At 39.2% G+C, this 16,638-nt stretch carries 15 protein-coding genes; 10 read left to right on the top strand and 5 right to left on the bottom strand.

Annotated features, from left to right (window positions below):
* Window positions 1–55: 55 nt before the first annotated feature.
* A complete protein-coding gene (locus CLW00_RS07250) occupies window positions 56–2,332 on the bottom strand; it encodes a penicillin-binding protein 1A (protein WP_106132987.1) in 2,277 nt (758 codons plus the stop codon).
* A gap of 23 nt (window positions 2,333–2,355) precedes the next feature.
* A complete protein-coding gene (porW, locus tag CLW00_RS07245; protein WP_106132986.1) occupies window positions 2,356–4,989 on the bottom strand; it encodes a type IX secretion system periplasmic lipoprotein PorW/SprE in 2,634 nt (877 codons plus the stop codon).
* Window positions 4,990–5,082: 93 nt separating this feature from the next.
* On the opposite strand from porW, the gene CLW00_RS07240 reads away from it, so the two are divergent.
* The 9 genes from CLW00_RS07240 (at window position 5,083) to atpG (ending at window position 12,058) form a co-directional block, all read left to right on the top strand.
* The gene (locus CLW00_RS07240) at window positions 5,083–5,955 is read left to right on the top strand and encodes a M23 family metallopeptidase (protein WP_106132985.1); all 873 of its coding nucleotides are present in this window, start codon (window positions 5,083–5,085) and stop codon (window positions 5,953–5,955) included.
* A 2-nt stretch (window positions 5,956–5,957) separates the two neighbouring features.
* The gene (locus CLW00_RS07235) at window positions 5,958–6,383 is read left to right on the top strand and encodes a bactofilin family protein (RefSeq protein ID WP_106132984.1); all 426 of its coding nucleotides are present in this window, start codon (window positions 5,958–5,960) and stop codon (window positions 6,381–6,383) included.
* Window positions 6,370–6,603 (top strand): AtpZ/AtpI family protein, encoded by a 234-nt coding sequence (locus CLW00_RS07230; RefSeq protein ID WP_342747903.1) that lies wholly within the window; start codon window positions 6,370–6,372, stop codon window positions 6,601–6,603. Before CLW00_RS07235 ends, CLW00_RS07230 begins: the two co-directional genes overlap by 14 nt.
* Before the next feature lie 430 nt (window positions 6,604–7,033).
* Window positions 7,034–8,056, top strand: a complete 1,023-nt coding sequence (gene atpB / locus CLW00_RS07220; RefSeq protein ID WP_106132982.1) for a F0F1 ATP synthase subunit A — start codon at window positions 7,034–7,036, stop codon at window positions 8,054–8,056.
* 39 nt (window positions 8,057–8,095) lie between these two features.
* The gene (gene atpE / locus CLW00_RS07215; protein ID WP_009032918.1) at window positions 8,096–8,350 is read left to right on the top strand and encodes an ATP synthase F0 subunit C; all 255 of its coding nucleotides are present in this window, start codon (window positions 8,096–8,098) and stop codon (window positions 8,348–8,350) included.
* Between the two features lie 83 nt (window positions 8,351–8,433).
* Entirely contained in the window at window positions 8,434–8,928 is a 495-nt protein-coding gene (gene atpF / locus CLW00_RS07210) for a F0F1 ATP synthase subunit B (protein WP_106132981.1), read from the top strand.
* 2 nt (window positions 8,929–8,930) lie between these two features.
* Window positions 8,931–9,491, top strand: coding sequence for an ATP synthase F1 subunit delta (atpH, locus tag CLW00_RS07205; RefSeq protein ID WP_106132980.1), 561 nt, complete (start codon window positions 8,931–8,933; stop codon window positions 9,489–9,491).
* A gap of 31 nt (window positions 9,492–9,522) precedes the next feature.
* Entirely contained in the window at window positions 9,523–11,103 is a 1,581-nt protein-coding gene (gene atpA / locus CLW00_RS07200; protein WP_106132979.1) for a F0F1 ATP synthase subunit alpha, read from the top strand.
* Window positions 11,104–11,176: 73 nt separating this feature from the next.
* A complete protein-coding gene (gene atpG, locus CLW00_RS07195; protein ID WP_106132978.1) occupies window positions 11,177–12,058 on the top strand; it encodes an ATP synthase F1 subunit gamma in 882 nt (293 codons plus the stop codon).
* A 54-nt stretch (window positions 12,059–12,112) separates the two neighbouring features.
* Here the strand turns inward: atpG and CLW00_RS07190 are convergent, their stop codons facing one another.
* Window positions 12,113–12,751, bottom strand: a complete 639-nt coding sequence (locus CLW00_RS07190; protein ID WP_106132977.1) for a GDSL-type esterase/lipase family protein — start codon at window positions 12,749–12,751, stop codon at window positions 12,113–12,115.
* 253 nt (window positions 12,752–13,004) lie between these two features.
* On the opposite strand from CLW00_RS07190, the gene CLW00_RS07185 reads away from it, so the two are divergent.
* Window positions 13,005–13,847, top strand: coding sequence for a hypothetical protein (locus CLW00_RS07185; RefSeq protein WP_146131376.1), 843 nt, complete (start codon window positions 13,005–13,007; stop codon window positions 13,845–13,847).
* Here the strand turns inward: CLW00_RS07185 and CLW00_RS07180 are convergent.
* Window positions 13,844–15,202, bottom strand: coding sequence for an acyl-CoA dehydrogenase family protein (locus CLW00_RS07180; RefSeq protein WP_106132975.1), 1,359 nt, complete (start codon window positions 15,200–15,202; stop codon window positions 13,844–13,846). The genes CLW00_RS07185 and CLW00_RS07180 overlap by 4 nt on opposite strands.
* 89 nt (window positions 15,203–15,291) lie before the next feature.
* A complete protein-coding gene (locus tag CLW00_RS07175) occupies window positions 15,292–16,638 on the bottom strand; it encodes a neutral/alkaline non-lysosomal ceramidase N-terminal domain-containing protein (RefSeq protein ID WP_106132974.1) in 1,347 nt (448 codons plus the stop codon).

The following is a 16,638-nucleotide window of genomic DNA, read 5'->3' as shown; positions in this document are numbered from 1 at the left end:
TTTATGGGAGCTGTCGATTGAGATTGTACTTTTTATTTTAAACCGATTCGGTCATTTAGAAATCATCCCTGTTAGGATCAAAGTCAAAATCACTGAACCTGTTACTTTCCATCTCATAACGATCACAGTCGATCTCAATGCTTAATGGCCTTTCTGGTCTTGGGAATGGTCCTTTGGTAATGCCTAAGGTTTGATCCGCGTAGGCTTTAGCCATGTATTTGACCCAAATAGGTCTAGCTGTCTGACCTCCTTGACCGCTTATCCAGCTTCTGAAGTGTATGGCTCTGTCGTCGCCTCCAACCCAAACACCCGACACCAAATCTTTGCTAAGCCCCATATACCAGCCATCAGAGGCGTTTTGAGTCGTGCCGGTCTTTCCACCCAGTTCGTTGCCTTCGTCTCTAAGTGCCCAAGGTACACCCTGACTCGTCCCTCTTGTTTCTTCAAATCCACCCCTCATCATATACAACATGAGATAAGCATGTTCTTCACTCATAGCAGGTTTTTTCTTAGGCGTAAATTGTTGAAGAAGGTTGCCGTTTTTATCCTCTATTCTATCAATATAAAAGGGAACGATATGTTCTCCCTTATTGACGAAGGTTCCCATCGCCCCTACAAGTTCATACACAGACACATCACTTGTTCCTAAGGCCAATGCAGGAACTTCTTCCAAATCACTTGTTATCCCCAATCTGTGGGCTGTTTCTACTACTACACGGGGACTCAGTTTTTTCATCATGTAGGCAGTCACAGAATTGATGGATTGCGCCATTGCTTTACGGATTGACATTTTCTCATAAGAGAACTTCCCGTCAGCATTTTTTGGAGTCCAAGAAGGTTGACCCGGGATGTTGACTTCTATAGGCTGATCTATTACTGTGTAGCAAGGACTGTATCCGTTTTCAATAGCTGCAGCATAGACAAATGGTTTGAATGTAGAACCAGGTTGCCTTCTTCCTTGTTTCACATGGTCATACTTAAAATGCTTGTGATTTACTCCACCGACCCAGGCTTTAATATGGCCTGTATGAGGATCCATAGACATAAATCCGGTCTGTAGGTGTTTTTTGTAATGTCTCAGTGAGTCCATGGTACTCATCAAAGTGTCTACCTCTCCTTTTTCCCATGAAAATACCCTCATCCTCTTTTTTTCCTTCAGCTTGATATTTATGGAGTCCGAATCAGCCCCGTATCTCTTGACGAGATTTCGATAGGCATCAGTTCTTTTTACTGCGGTTTCAAGAAAATTTGGAATTACCCTTCCAGTATTGTCTATCCATGGGTCTCTATTACCCATTTCATTTTCAAACTTCTTCTGCAGCTCATTCATATGTTCTGAGACTGCCTCTTCTGCATATTTTTGCAACCTACTGTCTATCGTGGCGAAGATTCTTAATCCATCCCCAAAAAGGTCATAAGTAGTGCCGTCTGACTTCAGGTTTTCTCGGGTCCATCTTATCAAATCAGCTTTGATTATTTCCCTAAAATAGGTAGCCAATCCTTGGTTTTGATTTTCCACTTTATAATCCAATTCTATTGGAAGCTGCATCAGTGAATCCCTTTCCGACTGACTGATGTAGTCGTACTTCTCCATTTGGTAAAGCACAGTGTTTCTCCTTCTGAGTGAATTTTCAGGATTGAATACAGGGCTATAATAGGTTGGGGCTTTGAAAAGTCCAACTAGAACGGCCGATTCCTGAACGTTCAATTCGTTTGGAGATTTGTTGAAGAAAGTTTTCGAGGCTGTTTTGATTCCGTATGCATTACTTCCAAATTCGGAAGTATTCAAGTACATGGTCAAGATCTCATTTTTGGTGTATGATTTCTCCAGTTTGGCAGCAACTATCCACTCTTTGGTTTTGATGACAAGCATTCTAAGTCCAGGCACCCTGCTGAGGACACCTTGAGACTCTAGATTTCTTGTCTTAAAAAGGTTTTTAGCAGTCTGTTGGCTAAGTGTACTACCACCTCCGGCAGATTGCCTCAGGATGATTGATTTAAAGAATACGCGACCCATACTTTGAAGGTCTATACCAGAGTGATCTTCAAATCTCACATCTTCTGTAGCGATGAGAGCCTTTACCAGATTTGGTGAAAGCTCATTGTAAGTCACGGGGCTTCTGTTTTCCCTAAAATAATTCCCTAAAAGTACTCCATCTGCAGAGTACAATTCGGACGCTAATTCTGATTGTGGATTTTCTAAAGCTTTGAAATCTGGGAGCTCCCCAAATAGTCCAAGGAAATTGACACTGACTCCCCAGATGAACAGAATGAACCCAAGGAAACCGGCGGCAAAGCCGATCCAAATGAGTTTGATGATTTTCTTGGTCATTATTAATTTACTGATAAAGCTGTTTAGTATGCCTTTTTATAAAATTGGCGGTATTCATTTAGATTTTTTCTTTTATTCAATTCCTGGAAGTTCTCAATCGAAATCAAAAAGGCTTTTTCCTTATCGCTTTGATCGAGTGAACTTGAACTAAATTCTTCCATGAATTTAGCACTGTAAGTCATTGCCCGCTCGGCATTGTTGAACGGACTCACGATGAAAATAGATTCCTCCTTACTCATATTCATATTTCCTGTTCTCAGTCTAGCACTGCCAAAGTTTGCGGAGTGGAAAGTCTCAAGGTCAGCCAATAGACTTTTTGCATTTTTTGCCTTATCTGACTCCAATGCGATGACAAATATATGAGTTTGATTAGGATTTTCTTTGTAAGGTGATTCTTCTTCCTCATTCTCTGTGCCTTCACCTTCTTCATCGCTTTCCAGGACTTCTGTACTGGAATCCTCTTCAGCAATGTCGGTTTGAGCTTCGGCGATGTTTTGCTCGCCTGTCAGTGCATTAAGCATATTTCTTGCCATTTTTACCAACTCAGTATCTTCTGTAGTTTGGATATAATTTTCAAGCCTGGATTTGTACCTGTCAGTTTCGTCAACTTTTCCGGAAACCATTATATCAAGCAACATCAGCCTATCGGTGTTTTTGGTAAGGGGATAGTTTTCCAAAGTGTTTCTCACTTTATTTCTTGCCTCTTGATATTGCCTGTTGTAATAAAAATCATAGGCTTCCTTGTAATTTTTTGAGGATGCCAAAAACGCTTGGTTTCCTGTCAATGCACCGGGATTATTGACAGAATAGGTGTATGGAGAATCAGGAAATTCCCTGTTTAGTCTTTGCACATAAAGCTCCTCATTCCCGCCGAGTTCTCGCGCAGCCAAATATAAAATATAATAAGCTTCGGCTTTTTTGTTGGAATTGGGGTAAGATGTGATCAAGATTTCTAGGTACTCTTTTGATATCTGAGCTTCTTTGAAGTCAAAAAACATCAGTTTGCCCAATTCAAAGTACGCTTCTTCCAATTCAAGTTTGAGTAAATCGATTTGTTCGTCAGTTTTTGGAATATTAGCCAAAAGGGATTCCTTGTCGGGGATATCAGCGAAGACATTTGTTTCTTCTACTTCTTCAATTACTTTTTCATCCTCCATTCCCAACTCTTCTGCACTACTGCCCGTACTTTGGAAATTCTGAACATTTCGTCTCCAGTTATCCTCAAGTGATCTATTGCCCCAGTTTCTATAGAAATCAATAGTCCCCTGTTGCATGACTACTGCGTTGTCAAAGTAAAAAGATTGACCTGAACCCCTACCTCCAAACGCCAGCAGGTTGTCGAATATGCTAGTACTGCTTTTTTGCTTCTCTTTTGCTTCAGCTTCCCTGAGTAGCCTGTCTTCTTCCTGTGCTATAAATTTCTCAGCTACGAGTTCCTGTTCTTCAGGGCTCAGTTGAGTTAATCTAATAAGACTATCATTATTGTTGATCATGTCGTATTGAGTGACATATTCATCAAAAATAGATTTTTTGGACATTATCTCTTGGTAAGATTTATGAGATGGCCTAAAATTGGTTATGGCTGAATCCAGGTAGAATTTGGTTGATCGGAAGTCTTTTTTAATATCAAAACTGATTTCGGCTAATTTTTGATAGATATAGCCCTTTTGAATTTCGTTTTTACCTTCTTCTTTGGCGGCTCTGATGAGCAATGATTCGGCCTCTTCGACATCATCTTGCTTGAGTTCAAAAAGTGCTTTCTCGTATAAAATTACGTCTCTTAGGTCTATGTTTTTACTGTCTTTGTATAAATCATCATAAAAGCTTCTCACCCTTCTCATGTCTTTACTTTTGTTGATCTCAGCGACCTGCTGAGCAAAAAGCTGGGCAAAAAAACTTCTCTCATAAGGAGGGTTACCTTTGTCAGCTTCTTTATAATAGCCATATGCCAAAGCATCCAATTCCTCTCTTTGATACAATTGAGCCAAAATAAAGTTTATCCTTGAGCGCTCATCCTTGTCTTTTGTATAATCAAGAGCTTTGTCGAGAGCACCTATTTTCCCATTGATATCCTCTCTGCTTTCGTAATAGTAGGCTAATGTTTTGTAGAGTAAAAATCTATTATCCTTACTGATTCTGGATTCCTTAGAGAGATAATCAATGACATATGTGGCATCATCATAATTTTTCAGGTCGATAAATTGCCTCAATAGTTGAATCAGCGCTCTATGACGAATTTTTCTTTTCTTGCTATTGACATTCAGGTATCTAAATGTATTTGAAGAATTGTCAAATTCAGCATCATAATAATCAGCCATCCCAAGTAAAAAGTAATTATCGTCTACCCATTTAGAAATCCTATGCCATTCTATTGCTTTGGAAGAAAAGTCTCGTACTTCTGTCAGTAACTCTTCATGTTGTTCTATAGTCGCGCTGTCAATCGGGTAAAATACAGGCAATACCTGTGAATAGTCTTCGCGGTGGTTGTCTTTAATTGCCTTTTCAAGTGCTAATATATTGTTGTGTGCATAAAAATAAGCATTGTACCTTGAGGTGGTATTGTGATACATCCTATTGGTAAAAGTGTTCTTTTCTGAAGAACAACCTGCCAGCAGAATTACGACCAATAGAATAAAAGTTGATGAGAATTTGTTCATTTTACTGATAAAGCTCCAAAATAACGCATTTGGTTACAAATAAATAAACGCTTTCACTTAATATTATATTTTCGAAAGTACAGTTAAGATTAAATGAAGTATAAAATCAAAAAAATCTTCAGGTCAAGGTTTCTTTTTGTAATCAGGAAAGAGGAAGACTTTGCGGTATTGAATTCTTTCAGCGTGACCGCTACCAAAATCCTGTTGCTGGGAATTTTGTTTTTAATTATCAGCTTTGGAATTTCGTTGATTCTAGCAAAGACATTTTTAAAGAGTTGGTTTGATCCTGCTTTTTCTTCTGCTGAAAGTACGGAGTTATTTATCAATCTCTCGGATAGAGTTGACTCTTTGGCGCTGGAAGTAGTAAAGAAGGATGCATATATTCAAAATATTCAACGTATCATAGGGGGAGGAGAGATAGAAGATGAAATGGCTCAGGCATTTTCGGATACAGCGGGATTTGAAATAGGAATGGCCAAGCCCGAATTAGAAAGATTTCAACCGAGTCAGGGATCCCAATCCATTATTCAGGAAATGAGTGGGCTTTCATTGGAGGGGAATGTTCAGAGCCGTAGCCCCTCAACCCTTATGTCAAGCACATATTTTTTTACCCCTATCAAAGGAATAGTGCTGGCAATTTTTGACCCCCAGCAGAATCATTTTGGTGTGGATGTTGTGGCAAAAGAAAATGAGGCGGTAAAATCTATTTTGGATGGGACGGTTATTTTCAGCTCATGGACGCTTGAGACCGGATATGTATTAGCTATACAGCATTCCAACGAGTTGATTTCAATTTATAAACATAATTCAGTAATATTGAAATATGTTGGAGATGTAGTCAGGAGTGGAGAAATAATTTCCATTATTGGGAACACAGGAGAACTTAGCTCAGGCCCCCATCTTCACTTTGAACTTTGGTATCAAGGTTCACCACTCAATCCTCAAGAATTTATTTCCTTTGATTAGATATGTTTAGTAAACCAGAAGAGAAAAAATCAGTGGTAGACATGGTAAATTCCAGTAATGTGATTTCAAGAGAAACACATATCACGGGTGATATTACAGCACAAGGTAATATCAGGATAGAAGGTACCGTAGACGGTATGGTTAAATCCACTACCAAAGTGGTCATTGGGGATTCTGCTATTATCAGGGGAAATATTACTTCGAAAGAAGCTGAAATTTCCGGAAAAATAGAAGGAGAAGTAATCTGTAGTGAATTGCTATTCCTTAAAAAATCGGCAATTATCAATGGAAATATTTCGACTCAAAAATTGGTCGTTGAGAATGGTGCCATCTTTAATGGCAAATGTCAGATGAATTCTAATTCTCTCACTGTTTCTAAGTCAAAAGACAAAGAGGATTCTGACAAGAAACAATTTGCAGCAGGTTAAATTGAATACGTTCCTAAAATATATAGGTCTATCCTTTCAAATGTTTGCAGTGATAGGCCTAGGCACGTTTTTAGGATGGTTTATTCAAGAGCAAAGTCAGATGAAGTTTCCCGTCTGGCTATTGCTGTTTTCATTTTTATCTGTGGTAGCCTCTTTTTATCATTTATTTATTACAATGAAAAAGGATGAAAAAAGTGATGAAGAGAGGAAAAAACCATAGTTTTGCATCCTCATATCAAGAGGCATGCACGCAATTAAAATACTAACATTCAGGTTATTTTTAATCTCATTGCTACTAGCAGGGATTATTTTTCTTTTGGAAAGCTTTTTAGAACCAAATTGGATTCATGAGAAGGTCTGGGTCATACTGTCTTTTTTCGTAATTCTGACTTGGCTAACCGGAATGTTCAGCCATTATCTTTTAAGCATCAGCAAAGAAAATTCGGTTAATATTTTATTGGGAGCGATTGGAATCCGTCTATTGGCAAGTATAGGTTTTGTAGCGGTTATGCTTATACTTAAGGTCGAAAATATTATTTGGTTTGTGGTCAATTTCTTTGTCATTTATTTCTTTTACTTATTGTTTGATATATACGGGGTAATGGCTAATTTGCGCCCGAATTCAAAATAGGTTTTAAAAAAATCATTTAATGGTCCGTAAATTTCTTTACCTAAGTGTTTTATTGTCAGTCTTTTGGATTGGTTTTTCAAATGTGGCTGTAGCGGCAGGAGACGAAGAAGATAAGACAGGTTTTATCATGCACCACGTAAAGGACTCGCATGAATGGCATTTTGCGACTTTTGGTCATACGCATATCACCCTTCCCCTTCCAGTAATTATCTATTCTTCGGACCGAGGTCTTGAGATTTATTCATCCTCAAACTTTCAAAATCCAGAAACACATCTTTTTGGAAAAGAGTATGGTCACAATGGCTATTACATTGATGAGCATGATCATTTGAAGGCTGTAGATGATAGATCCTTCCTGGATTTATCCATTACCAAAAACGTAGCTATGCTTTTTATAGTTTTGGCAGTTGTGTTGTGGATTCTTTTAGCGGCAGCAAGCCATTACAAGAAAAATCCAGGAACAGCACCAAAAGGGGCAGCTTCTTTTATTGAACCTATAGTAGTGTTTGTAAGGGATGAGATTGCTCTTCCCAATATTGGTCACCACAAATACAAAAACTTTACCCCTTATTTACTGACCATATTCTTCTTTATATGGTTTGGTAACTTACTGGGTCTATTTCCAGGGGCAGCTAACTTGACAGGAAACATTGCTGTAACAGCAACTTTGGCAATTTTCACCTTCTTTGTGACCAATTTGAATGGAAATAAAGATTATTGGAAGCACGTAGTAGCAACACCAGGAGTTCCTCTACCACTGTTATTAATAATAGTACCCGTAGAAATCATAGGTTTATTCACTAAGCCATTTGCCTTGATGGTTCGTCTTTTTGTAGCGATCACGGCAGGTCACATTGTAATCTTGAGTTTTATAGGCTTGATATTCGTTTTTGAATCTTATGCTGTAGGATTTGCAAGTACGATTATGGTTGTGTTTATCAATATGATTGAGTTATTGGTAGCCACGATTCAGGCCTATGTATTTACGCTATTTTCTGCCATGTATATTGGTCAGGCAGTAGCACAACACGATCATCATTAATTAGTAATTTCTTTGTTCAATTTATAAAACCTAACAAGTATGTTAACTTCAATCTTATTAACTGCCGGTTTTGCACTTATGGGTGCAGGTATCGGTGCCGGAATTGTAGCGATAGGCGCAGGACTGGGTATCGGTAGAATCGGTGGTCAAGCAATGGAGGGCATCGCTCGTCAGCCTGAAGCAGCTGGAAAAATCCAAACTGCTATGTTGATTATCGCCGCTCTTATTGAGGTGGTATCCCTATTCGCAGTAGTAGTTTGTCTACTTATTGCCTTGGGTGATTACACTTTCTAAGACAAAGATCAGGGATTGGCGCTAGGCCAGTCCCTTTTTATCACAATTGAACAAAAATTGATTAAAAGATAAAATTTCTATATATGGATCTTATTATTCCCGGTTCCGGCTTGATCATATGGCAAATCATTGGATTTTCCATACTTCTGTTTATCCTCGCCAAATTTGCATGGAAACCTATTCTTTCAGCTTTGGATGAGCGTGAGAAAAGCATTGAAGAAGCATTGAAATCTGCTGAAATAGCCAGAAATGAAATGGCTAACCTGAAAGCGGAAAACGAAAAAATTATCCACGAAGCCAAGCTTGAAAGAGATGAAATGTTGTTAAAGGCAACTGAAACGGCTAAGAAAATTGTGGAAGAAGCAAAAGATGTAGCACAAGTAGAAGGAGCTAAAATGCTTGAAGCAGCTAAGAAAGCGATCGAGACAGAAAAGCATGCGGCTATGGAAGAAGTAAAAGTTCAAGTTGCAGCCCTTTCGCTATCAATAGCCGAAAAAGTCTTAAGAAAAAGCCTTGCAGACGAGTCCAAGCAAAAAGCTTTGGTAGAGGAGTGGATCAAAGAATATAAGTTAAACTGATTATGTCAGATATAAAAGTTGCATCCAGATATGCTAAGGCGCTTTTGGAACTGGCTATAGAAAAGGATCAATTGGAAGAAGTCATCGCAGATGTCCAGTTGTTGCTTTCTATTGCATCCGGAAATCGCGATTTTGTTTTGATGCTTAGTAGTCCAATCGTCAACACTGATAAGAAGTTCAAGGTGTTGGAAAAACTATTTGCTTCATCAGCCAATAATATTACGATGAGCTTTTTTGGGATCGTAACCAGAAAAAACAGGTCCAACGTCCTTGTATCTACTGGAAGAGAATTCCAAAAACAGTATAACCTATATAAAGGTATACAAGTAGCTGAAATCACAACCACTGTTGCGCTCGACGATGAATTGAGAAATGCCGTTGTGGAAATAGTAAAAGAAATTTCAGGACTTGATAAAGTCGAGTTGGTTGAGAAAATTGATTCTGAAATTATAGGTGGATTTATCCTCAAAGTAAATGATAAGCTTTTGGATGACTCTATAAGCAGTAAGCTGAGAGATTTAAGACTGAAATTTGCCCAAAGGTATTTCGTCAAATTATTCTAAAATAATCGCATAACATTTAATATAAAATATAATGGCACAAGTAAGACCTGATGAAGTTTCGGCGATATTGAGAGAACAACTCTCCAATGTCAAAACTGAAGCTCAACTTGAAGAAGTGGGTACCGTTCTCCAAGTTGGTGACGGGGTTGCCCGTATATATGGACTTAGTAAAGCTCAGGCAGGAGAACTACTTGAGTTTGACAATGGTCTAAGAGCAATGGTTCTTAACCTTGAAGAAGATAACGTAGGAGCCGTATTGTTCGGTGACTCCAAGTTGGTCAAAGAAGGTGACAATGTAAAAAGAACCAAAAGTATTGCTTCCATCAAGGTGGGTGAAGGCATGTTGGGAAGGGTAGTTGATACCTTAGGAAACCCAATCGACGGAAAAGGCCCTATTGAAGGTGATCTTTATGAAATGCCGCTTGAGCGTAAAGCACCAGGTGTAATCTATCGTCAGCCTGTAAACGAGCCACTTCAGACAGGTATCAAGGCAATTGATTCCATGATTCCAATCGGTAGAGGTCAAAGAGAATTGATCATCGGTGACCGTCAAACAGGTAAAACTGCTGTTGCTATTGATACCATCATCAATCAGAAAGAATTTTACGAAAGAGGTGAGCCTGTATTTTGTATATATGTAGCGATTGGTCAAAAGGCATCTACGGTTGCAGGTATTGTTGCCGCTTTGGAAAAAGGGGGAGCACTTCCTTACTCTGTGGTAGTTTCTGCTGCAGCATCTGAGCCAGCTCCAATGCAGTTCTTTGCTCCATTTACAGGTGCATGTATCGGTGAATTCTTCAGAGATACCGGTCGTCCTGCTTTGGTGATTTATGATGATTTATCAAAACAAGCTGTCGCTTATCGTGAAGTTTCTCTATTGTTGAGAAGACCTCCGGGACGTGAAGCTTATCCTGGTGATGTTTTTTACCTTCACTCAAGATTGTTGGAAAGAGCTGCCAAAATCAATGGTTCTGATGCCATTGCAAAGCAAATGAATGACCTCCCTGAGTCTTTGAAAGATAAGGTAAAAGGTGGTGGTTCTTTGACAGCACTTCCTATTATTGAAACTCAAGCCGGTGACGTATCAGCATATATCCCGACTAACGTAATCTCTATTACGGATGGACAGATTTTCTTGGAAACCAACCTCTTCAACTCTGGTATCAGACCTGCTATTAACGTAGGTATATCAGTATCAAGGGTAGGTGGTAGTGCTCAGATCAAAGCGATGAAAAAAGTGGCTGGTACACTTAAGCTTGACCAAGCGCAATTCCGTGAATTGGAAGCTTTCTCTAAGTTTGGTTCAGACCTTGATGCTTCTACCAAAAGAACCATCGAAAGAGGTAGGAGAAACCAGGAAATTTTGAAGCAACCACAGTACTCTCCAGTACCGGTAGAACTTCAGGTTGCGATCATATATGTTTCCACTAAAGGTTTTATGGATACTATTCCTGTAGAAAAAGCAAGGCAGTTTGAGCAAGAATACTACAATCTATTGAAATCAAGCTATCCTGAAGCATTGCAGATGATCCTGAAAAGCGATCTAGATGGAGCTGGAAAGATCTTGGAACAAGCGGCCAAAGATTTGTCTGCTAAATATGCCAAACAATAATTAACTAAAATGACCAAAGGTGTGGTTAAGCTACGCCTTTGGTTTTACAAATATTTTCTGAAAAGAAATCCCTATGCCTAACCTTAAGGAAGTAAAACAGAGGATCACCTCAGTGACTTCAACACAGCAGATTACCAAAGCCATGAAAATGGTAGCGGCGGCTAAGTTGAGAAAAGCTCAGGATAAAATTCTTAAAATGCGTCCATATTCTCAAAAGCTAACTACTATCTTAGACGATGTGGTTGCTTCTATGGGAGGTGAATTGGATATTGTTTATGGTGATCAAAGGCCTGTACAGAATGTGTTGGTAGTCGCAATGACTTCTGACAAGGGTCTCTGTGGAGCTTTCAATGCCAATGTGATCAAGGCTTCCAATTATTTGATGGAGAATAAGTACAAGGATGTTAACCTTACGGTACTTCCTTTAGGAAAAAAGGCGCTGGAAAACTTCCGAAAAAGAAACTTCAAACTTATCCCTCAGTTTTCTGAAATTTTTATGGATGTCAATTATGACAGCGTAAGAGAAATATCAGAATATGTAATGGACGCCTTTGTTACTAAAAAGTTTGATAAAGTTGTGTTGGTTTACAACCATTTCAAAAATGTAGCTACCCAAGAGGTTGTTGCTGAGCAATTCCTTCCAATGGGAGGTGATGTAGTGGGCAAAGCCAGTGCTGAAGAGAAAGCTGAATCTGATTATATTCTTGAGCCATCAAAGGAATATGTAATAGAGGAGCTCGTTCCTAAAGCTTTGAAAACACAATTTTATAAGGCTGTTTTGGAAAGCAATGCTTCTGAACATGGCGCTAGAATGACTTCAATGGACAAAGCGACTGAAAACGCCAATGATCTATTGAAAGAACTCAAACTTCAATACAACAGAACCAGACAGGCAGCCATTACCAATGAGATTCTTGAGATCGTTGCCGGTGCAAATGCCCTAGAAGGTACCTGATAAAAAAGCTAACAATAATACCCAAGAAGCTACCCTAATCGGTAGCTTTTTTTGTTATAATCTTATTGCCCTTGCAAGGTGTTCGGCCATGATTCGCAATCCTTCTTTGTTTGGATGTACGCCATCTGGAAATAGGTCTGCGTATGGTAAAAGTGGTGTGTATAAGTCTATGATCTCAGATCCTGTCGAGATAGCTATTTCGTACAACATTGTTCTCAACTCCTTATCCATTACATCTGGGCTGATACTGAAGCTCTCTCTAAATACAGGAACTGGAATTACTACATACACTTTTCCATCATCAGGCATAGATTTTCTCATTTCAGAAATCATTTCGATATAATCTCTTTTGAAATCGTCCTTGAAAACCCAGTTTTGAGGCTTCGTATCGTTTGTTCCTAGTTTAATCAATAGAATATCAGGATGGAAATCTTGGGCTTCGGCAAATTGCGGTTCTGACCAAAATGGGAAATCCCCCTTCTTTAATAGTGTTCTTCCGCTTACTCCATAATTTTGAATATGATAGGCTTTTCCAAGAAGTTGCCCCATTACATGCGGATAACTGTCGGGGTTATCCCTTCCAGGTCCCTCGGTGATACTATTTCCAATACATGCAATTTTAATAGGGCCTTGGGCTGATGTTTCCATATAAATGAGACAAAGCAAAATGCTTAAAAAGACAATTTTTTTCATAATGATGACTAGTTAAATATTATGTATATCCGTTTTCATACCAATAGAATCTAAATAATAGAATTAACCTGTGATTTCGTACCAATATCAATAAAAATCAAATATCTATTAGTATCCCTTCGCCAAAAAACCCTCGTTTATTGATTAGTGGCGTGATTGCGGATATACATGTTAAATATTATGGAAGATACATTGTTTGGTAAAATTTGAAGTAATGCTGAATTGATACGAGATGCTTATATATTTGCATCTTGTGAAAATTTTCAAATCGATATTATTCTATTTTAATATTCTATCCCTTGATGTGGTAATAGGAGCTATGGCAGGCTTGTTGTTTTTTGCAGACCTTCTGGGGGTAACTGTGTTTTGGGAAGTTTACCTCCTTCTCGGAATGGCTGTATGGTGCATTTATAGCATAGATCACTTGATGGATAGCCGGACTATAAAAAATTCAAAGGTGGCATTTCCGCGACATGTTTTTCACAAAAGATATTTCAAGACCATCCTCACGGTGGTACTTTTGTTTGCCGTTGTTGGATTTGTTCTGATGTTATTTATGGAGAAATTATTGTTTTTGTTCAAACCAGGTTTTCTCCTTTCAACTCTGATTGTAGTTTGGTTTGCTGTTTTATACAAAAGTGGGCAAAAAGCTGCATGGTTGAAGGAAATTTCCACAGCTCTTGTTTATGTGTCTGGGATTGCATTGGCGCCTGTTTTGCTTAAAGGGATTGGTGAGTTGACTTTTCATTTTTGGTTATTCGCATCAATTTATTTTGCGATTGCATTGCTTAACCTTTTTATTCTTTCCCATACAGATGCTAAGGTGGACCATTCGGAGGGCTCTGGATCTATTTTGTCTGTGATTTCAAAAAATGTTTTGGAGAAATTTATTTTCTGGATTGGTCTATTACTATTTATACTCTTGGTGGGTATGCTTATCTACCTGCCTTCTTATTTCAAAATGCATACGGGGATTCTCCTTTTAATTGTTGGACTGCATTTGCTTTACTTTTTCTCCAAAAACCAAAAAAAAGAGGCTCTCCGTCAAAAACTCGAAGCCTCTTTTATGATTCCGCTCATTTTATTGATTTTTTAGACGAATGCGCTGTGACCTGTGATGGCACGGCCCACTATGAGAGAATTGATTTCTTTTGTTCCTTCATAAGAATAGATTGCTTCGGCGTCCGCTACAAATCTGGCAATGTCATATTCCAACAAAATTCCGTTGCCACCAAATAGTTCTCTAGCTTGGTCGACAATATCCCTCATCCTTAGAGTGCAAAAAACTTTGGCCAAGGAAGCATGTTCATCCAATAATTCTCCATTGTCCTGCATTTGAGACAACCTGTACACCATACTTTGCATGGCAGTCAAGTCACCCAACATTGTTACCAAAAGATCCTGCACCAATTGGAATGAGGCAATCGGTTTGCCAAATTGACTTCTTTCATTCGTGTATTTCAAAGCTGCTTCATAGGCTCCTCGGGAACAACCTACTGCTTGCCATGCTACACCTGCCCTTGTCATGCGAAGTACAGCAGCAGTGTCTTTAAATGAATTGGCATTTTGTAGACGGTCACTTTCTGGTATTGCACAATCTTTCATCGTGATCAAGGCATTCTGTACCGTCCGCAGGGCCATTTTATTTTCCATTTTCTCTGGTTTGAATCCGGGATTGTCTTTTCTTACAATAAAGCCCTTGACTTGCTGGTCATCGAGATCTCTCGCCCAAATCACAGTGATGTCAGAAAATGTAGCATTCCCAATCCATTTTTTTTGGCCATTGATAATCCATTCGTCACCTTCCCGTTTGCAGGTGGTCGTCAATCCTCCTGCCACTGCGGAACCTACTTCTGGTTCTGTCAGGCCAAAAGCGCCGATGGTTTCCAGTTTTTGCATTTTGGGCAGCCAATGCTGTTTTTGCTCTTCCGAGCCACAGAGGTAAATTGAGCCCATTGCCAAACCGCTTTGGACACCAAAAAATGTCGAAATGGAAGTGTCAACTCTTGCCATTTCCATTGCAATGAACCCTTCCAGCAAAGCAGAATGTCCAGGACAGCCATAGCCACTATAGGTCAGTCCTGCAATGTTGAGTTCTGCCATTTTTGGAATGATTTGCATGGGAAACTGTGCCTTGTTCCAGTATTCATTGGCTATTGGCCTGATCTCCCTTTCCATAAATTCCCTTACCCGGAGTTGGATTTCCCTTTCATTGGCGGGAAGGGTTTTTCCCAATTCATAAAAATCCCCATTGATTGCAGGGATTTCTTTTTTTCGGCCCCCGCCTTTCATCATCTTCATCATTTTTGAAAGGTCATCTTCACTCATTTTGGAGACTATTCCAATCATTTCATTTAGGTCAACTTTCTTAGACAGTTCGCTGATTTTATCAACATCAAGATTTTGGATTAAAGACTTGATACCGGAAAATGTTTTAAAAATCCTTTTCATGGTATATTGGGTTTAGGTAAACTTTTAAAATATAGTGTCTTTCCACATAAAACACACATATACCTAACGAAAAATGATGCTCAAGTTCTTTACTTTGAGGCTTTTTTGATGAACTTTTGAAGAATCTCATCGAAATATGCGCCATTGTATGGACCAAACCAATTCATATCTCTCACTTCATAATGGGACGTATCATAATACTTATCGGGTGTGATATACCCAATATACCCACCATTGAAACAAGTGATAATGAGCTGGAGACCATGCTCACTTGCATATTTTTCCCATTCCTGCATAAATATTCCTGAGATTTCACCACTTGAGCTGACCAACAAAATGTTACCCAATTGCATCAGGTCAAAATGGGCATTGGTGTCCCCGAAAAGCGCATTGAAAATATATGGGCGTAACCGGATGTTTTGCGCAATTCTATAATGAGGTTTTCGAAGAAATAAAGGGAAGCTTGCGAAAGATAGTCTGGCATCTTCTTCTAGGATCAACTTAGATTCATTTTCATTGATTTGATCAAATAGCTTCCTGGAATACGCTTCCACGTGATCGGGGCTGTTGCCTTCAGCTAGCGGTTTGTGGCTACCGACTGCTCCAGCGGCGAATAAGGAGAAGTCAAAGCCATTTTTCTCAAAGTGATCCATCAGGTAATGTGGGTAGTCACCGGATAGGCCTCTGAATTTTGAATTTTGGGTGGTAGAATGGGCAGCATAAGTCAAGAACATTCCTTTCTCACCTGTTTTTTTTGTAAAAACCAATTGCCTGACCAAAGGATCTACAGGATCTTCAGCAACCAAGCGGTTTGCTACCAAATTCTCTGTTGGGGATACCCTGTAATTTAGGTTTACGGTATCCATTTGATGGATTGCGCTTTTTATGCTAAGCAATGTATTGTCTTCTAGAAGTTGCATGACTTTTTCGTCATAACCTCCAAATGCCAGCTTCCCAGCCAATCCTGGCATATAGCCACCCATCCCTGAATGGGTATGCGTTGCTGTCATGTAGATAAAGTCCAGCGGTATTTTTTCTCGTGCTATTGCCTCCTTGATCCTGTTATGAAGAACAGGGTGGATAATCATCAGTTCATAACTCAGAAAAACTACCGATTTCTCGCCATTGCTTACCGCTAAAGACCTTATGAAGCTACTATCTTGGACGAAAGTATATGCCCCACGTGGTTTATAGCCCACTAGGTTGACAGGATTATTTGGTGTGGTATTTACCTTAGACCATCCTGCAAGCCAGACATCGCTTTCAGAAGAATTTAGTGGGATTGAATCAATCGCCGCCAAAGTGTTTTTGTAATAATCCATTTGCCCGTAATGGGTTCTGTCCATACGGGTAAAGAGTGCTAAAACCAAAAAAAGCAAAACTCCAAGGATCCAAGCTACTGCTCTTAAGAATCTTTGGAGTTTGCGATGTCTCAT

The organism is Mongoliibacter ruber, assembly GCF_003003005.1.
GTDB classification, from domain to species: domain Bacteria; phylum Bacteroidota; class Bacteroidia; order Cytophagales; family Cyclobacteriaceae; genus Mongoliibacter; species Mongoliibacter ruber.
This window is presented reverse-complemented; position numbering and strand designations above follow the sequence as displayed.

What these genes read in the sequence shown, in the direction of transcription:
- CLW00_RS07250 (WP_106132987.1), bottom strand. Translation starts at nt 2,332, where the DNA reads ATGACCAAGAAAATCATCAAACTCATTTGGATCGGCTTTGCCGCCGGT.
- porW (WP_106132986.1), bottom strand. Translation starts at nt 4,989, where the DNA reads ATGAACAAATTCTCATCAACTTTTATTCTATTGGTCGTAATTCTGCTG.
- CLW00_RS07240 (WP_106132985.1), top strand. Translation starts at nt 5,083, where the DNA reads ATGAAGTATAAAATCAAAAAAATCTTCAGGTCAAGGTTTCTTTTTGTA.
- CLW00_RS07235 (WP_106132984.1), top strand. Translation starts at nt 5,958, where the DNA reads ATGTTTAGTAAACCAGAAGAGAAAAAATCAGTGGTAGACATGGTAAAT.
- atpB (WP_106132982.1), top strand. Translation starts at nt 7,034, where the DNA reads ATGGTCCGTAAATTTCTTTACCTAAGTGTTTTATTGTCAGTCTTTTGG.
- atpE (WP_009032918.1), top strand. Translation starts at nt 8,096, where the DNA reads ATGTTAACTTCAATCTTATTAACTGCCGGTTTTGCACTTATGGGTGCA.
- atpF (WP_106132981.1), top strand. Translation starts at nt 8,434, where the DNA reads ATGGATCTTATTATTCCCGGTTCCGGCTTGATCATATGGCAAATCATT.
- atpH (WP_106132980.1), top strand. Translation starts at nt 8,931, where the DNA reads ATGTCAGATATAAAAGTTGCATCCAGATATGCTAAGGCGCTTTTGGAA.
- atpA (WP_106132979.1), top strand. Translation starts at nt 9,523, where the DNA reads ATGGCACAAGTAAGACCTGATGAAGTTTCGGCGATATTGAGAGAACAA.
- atpG (WP_106132978.1), top strand. Translation starts at nt 11,177, where the DNA reads ATGCCTAACCTTAAGGAAGTAAAACAGAGGATCACCTCAGTGACTTCA.
- CLW00_RS07190 (WP_106132977.1), bottom strand. Translation starts at nt 12,751, where the DNA reads ATGAAAAAAATTGTCTTTTTAAGCATTTTGCTTTGTCTCATTTATATG.
- CLW00_RS07180 (WP_106132975.1), bottom strand. Translation starts at nt 15,202, where the DNA reads ATGAAAAGGATTTTTAAAACATTTTCCGGTATCAAGTCTTTAATCCAA.
- CLW00_RS07175 (WP_106132974.1), bottom strand. Translation starts at nt 16,638, where the DNA reads ATGAGACATCGCAAACTCCAAAGATTCTTAAGAGCAGTAGCTTGGATC.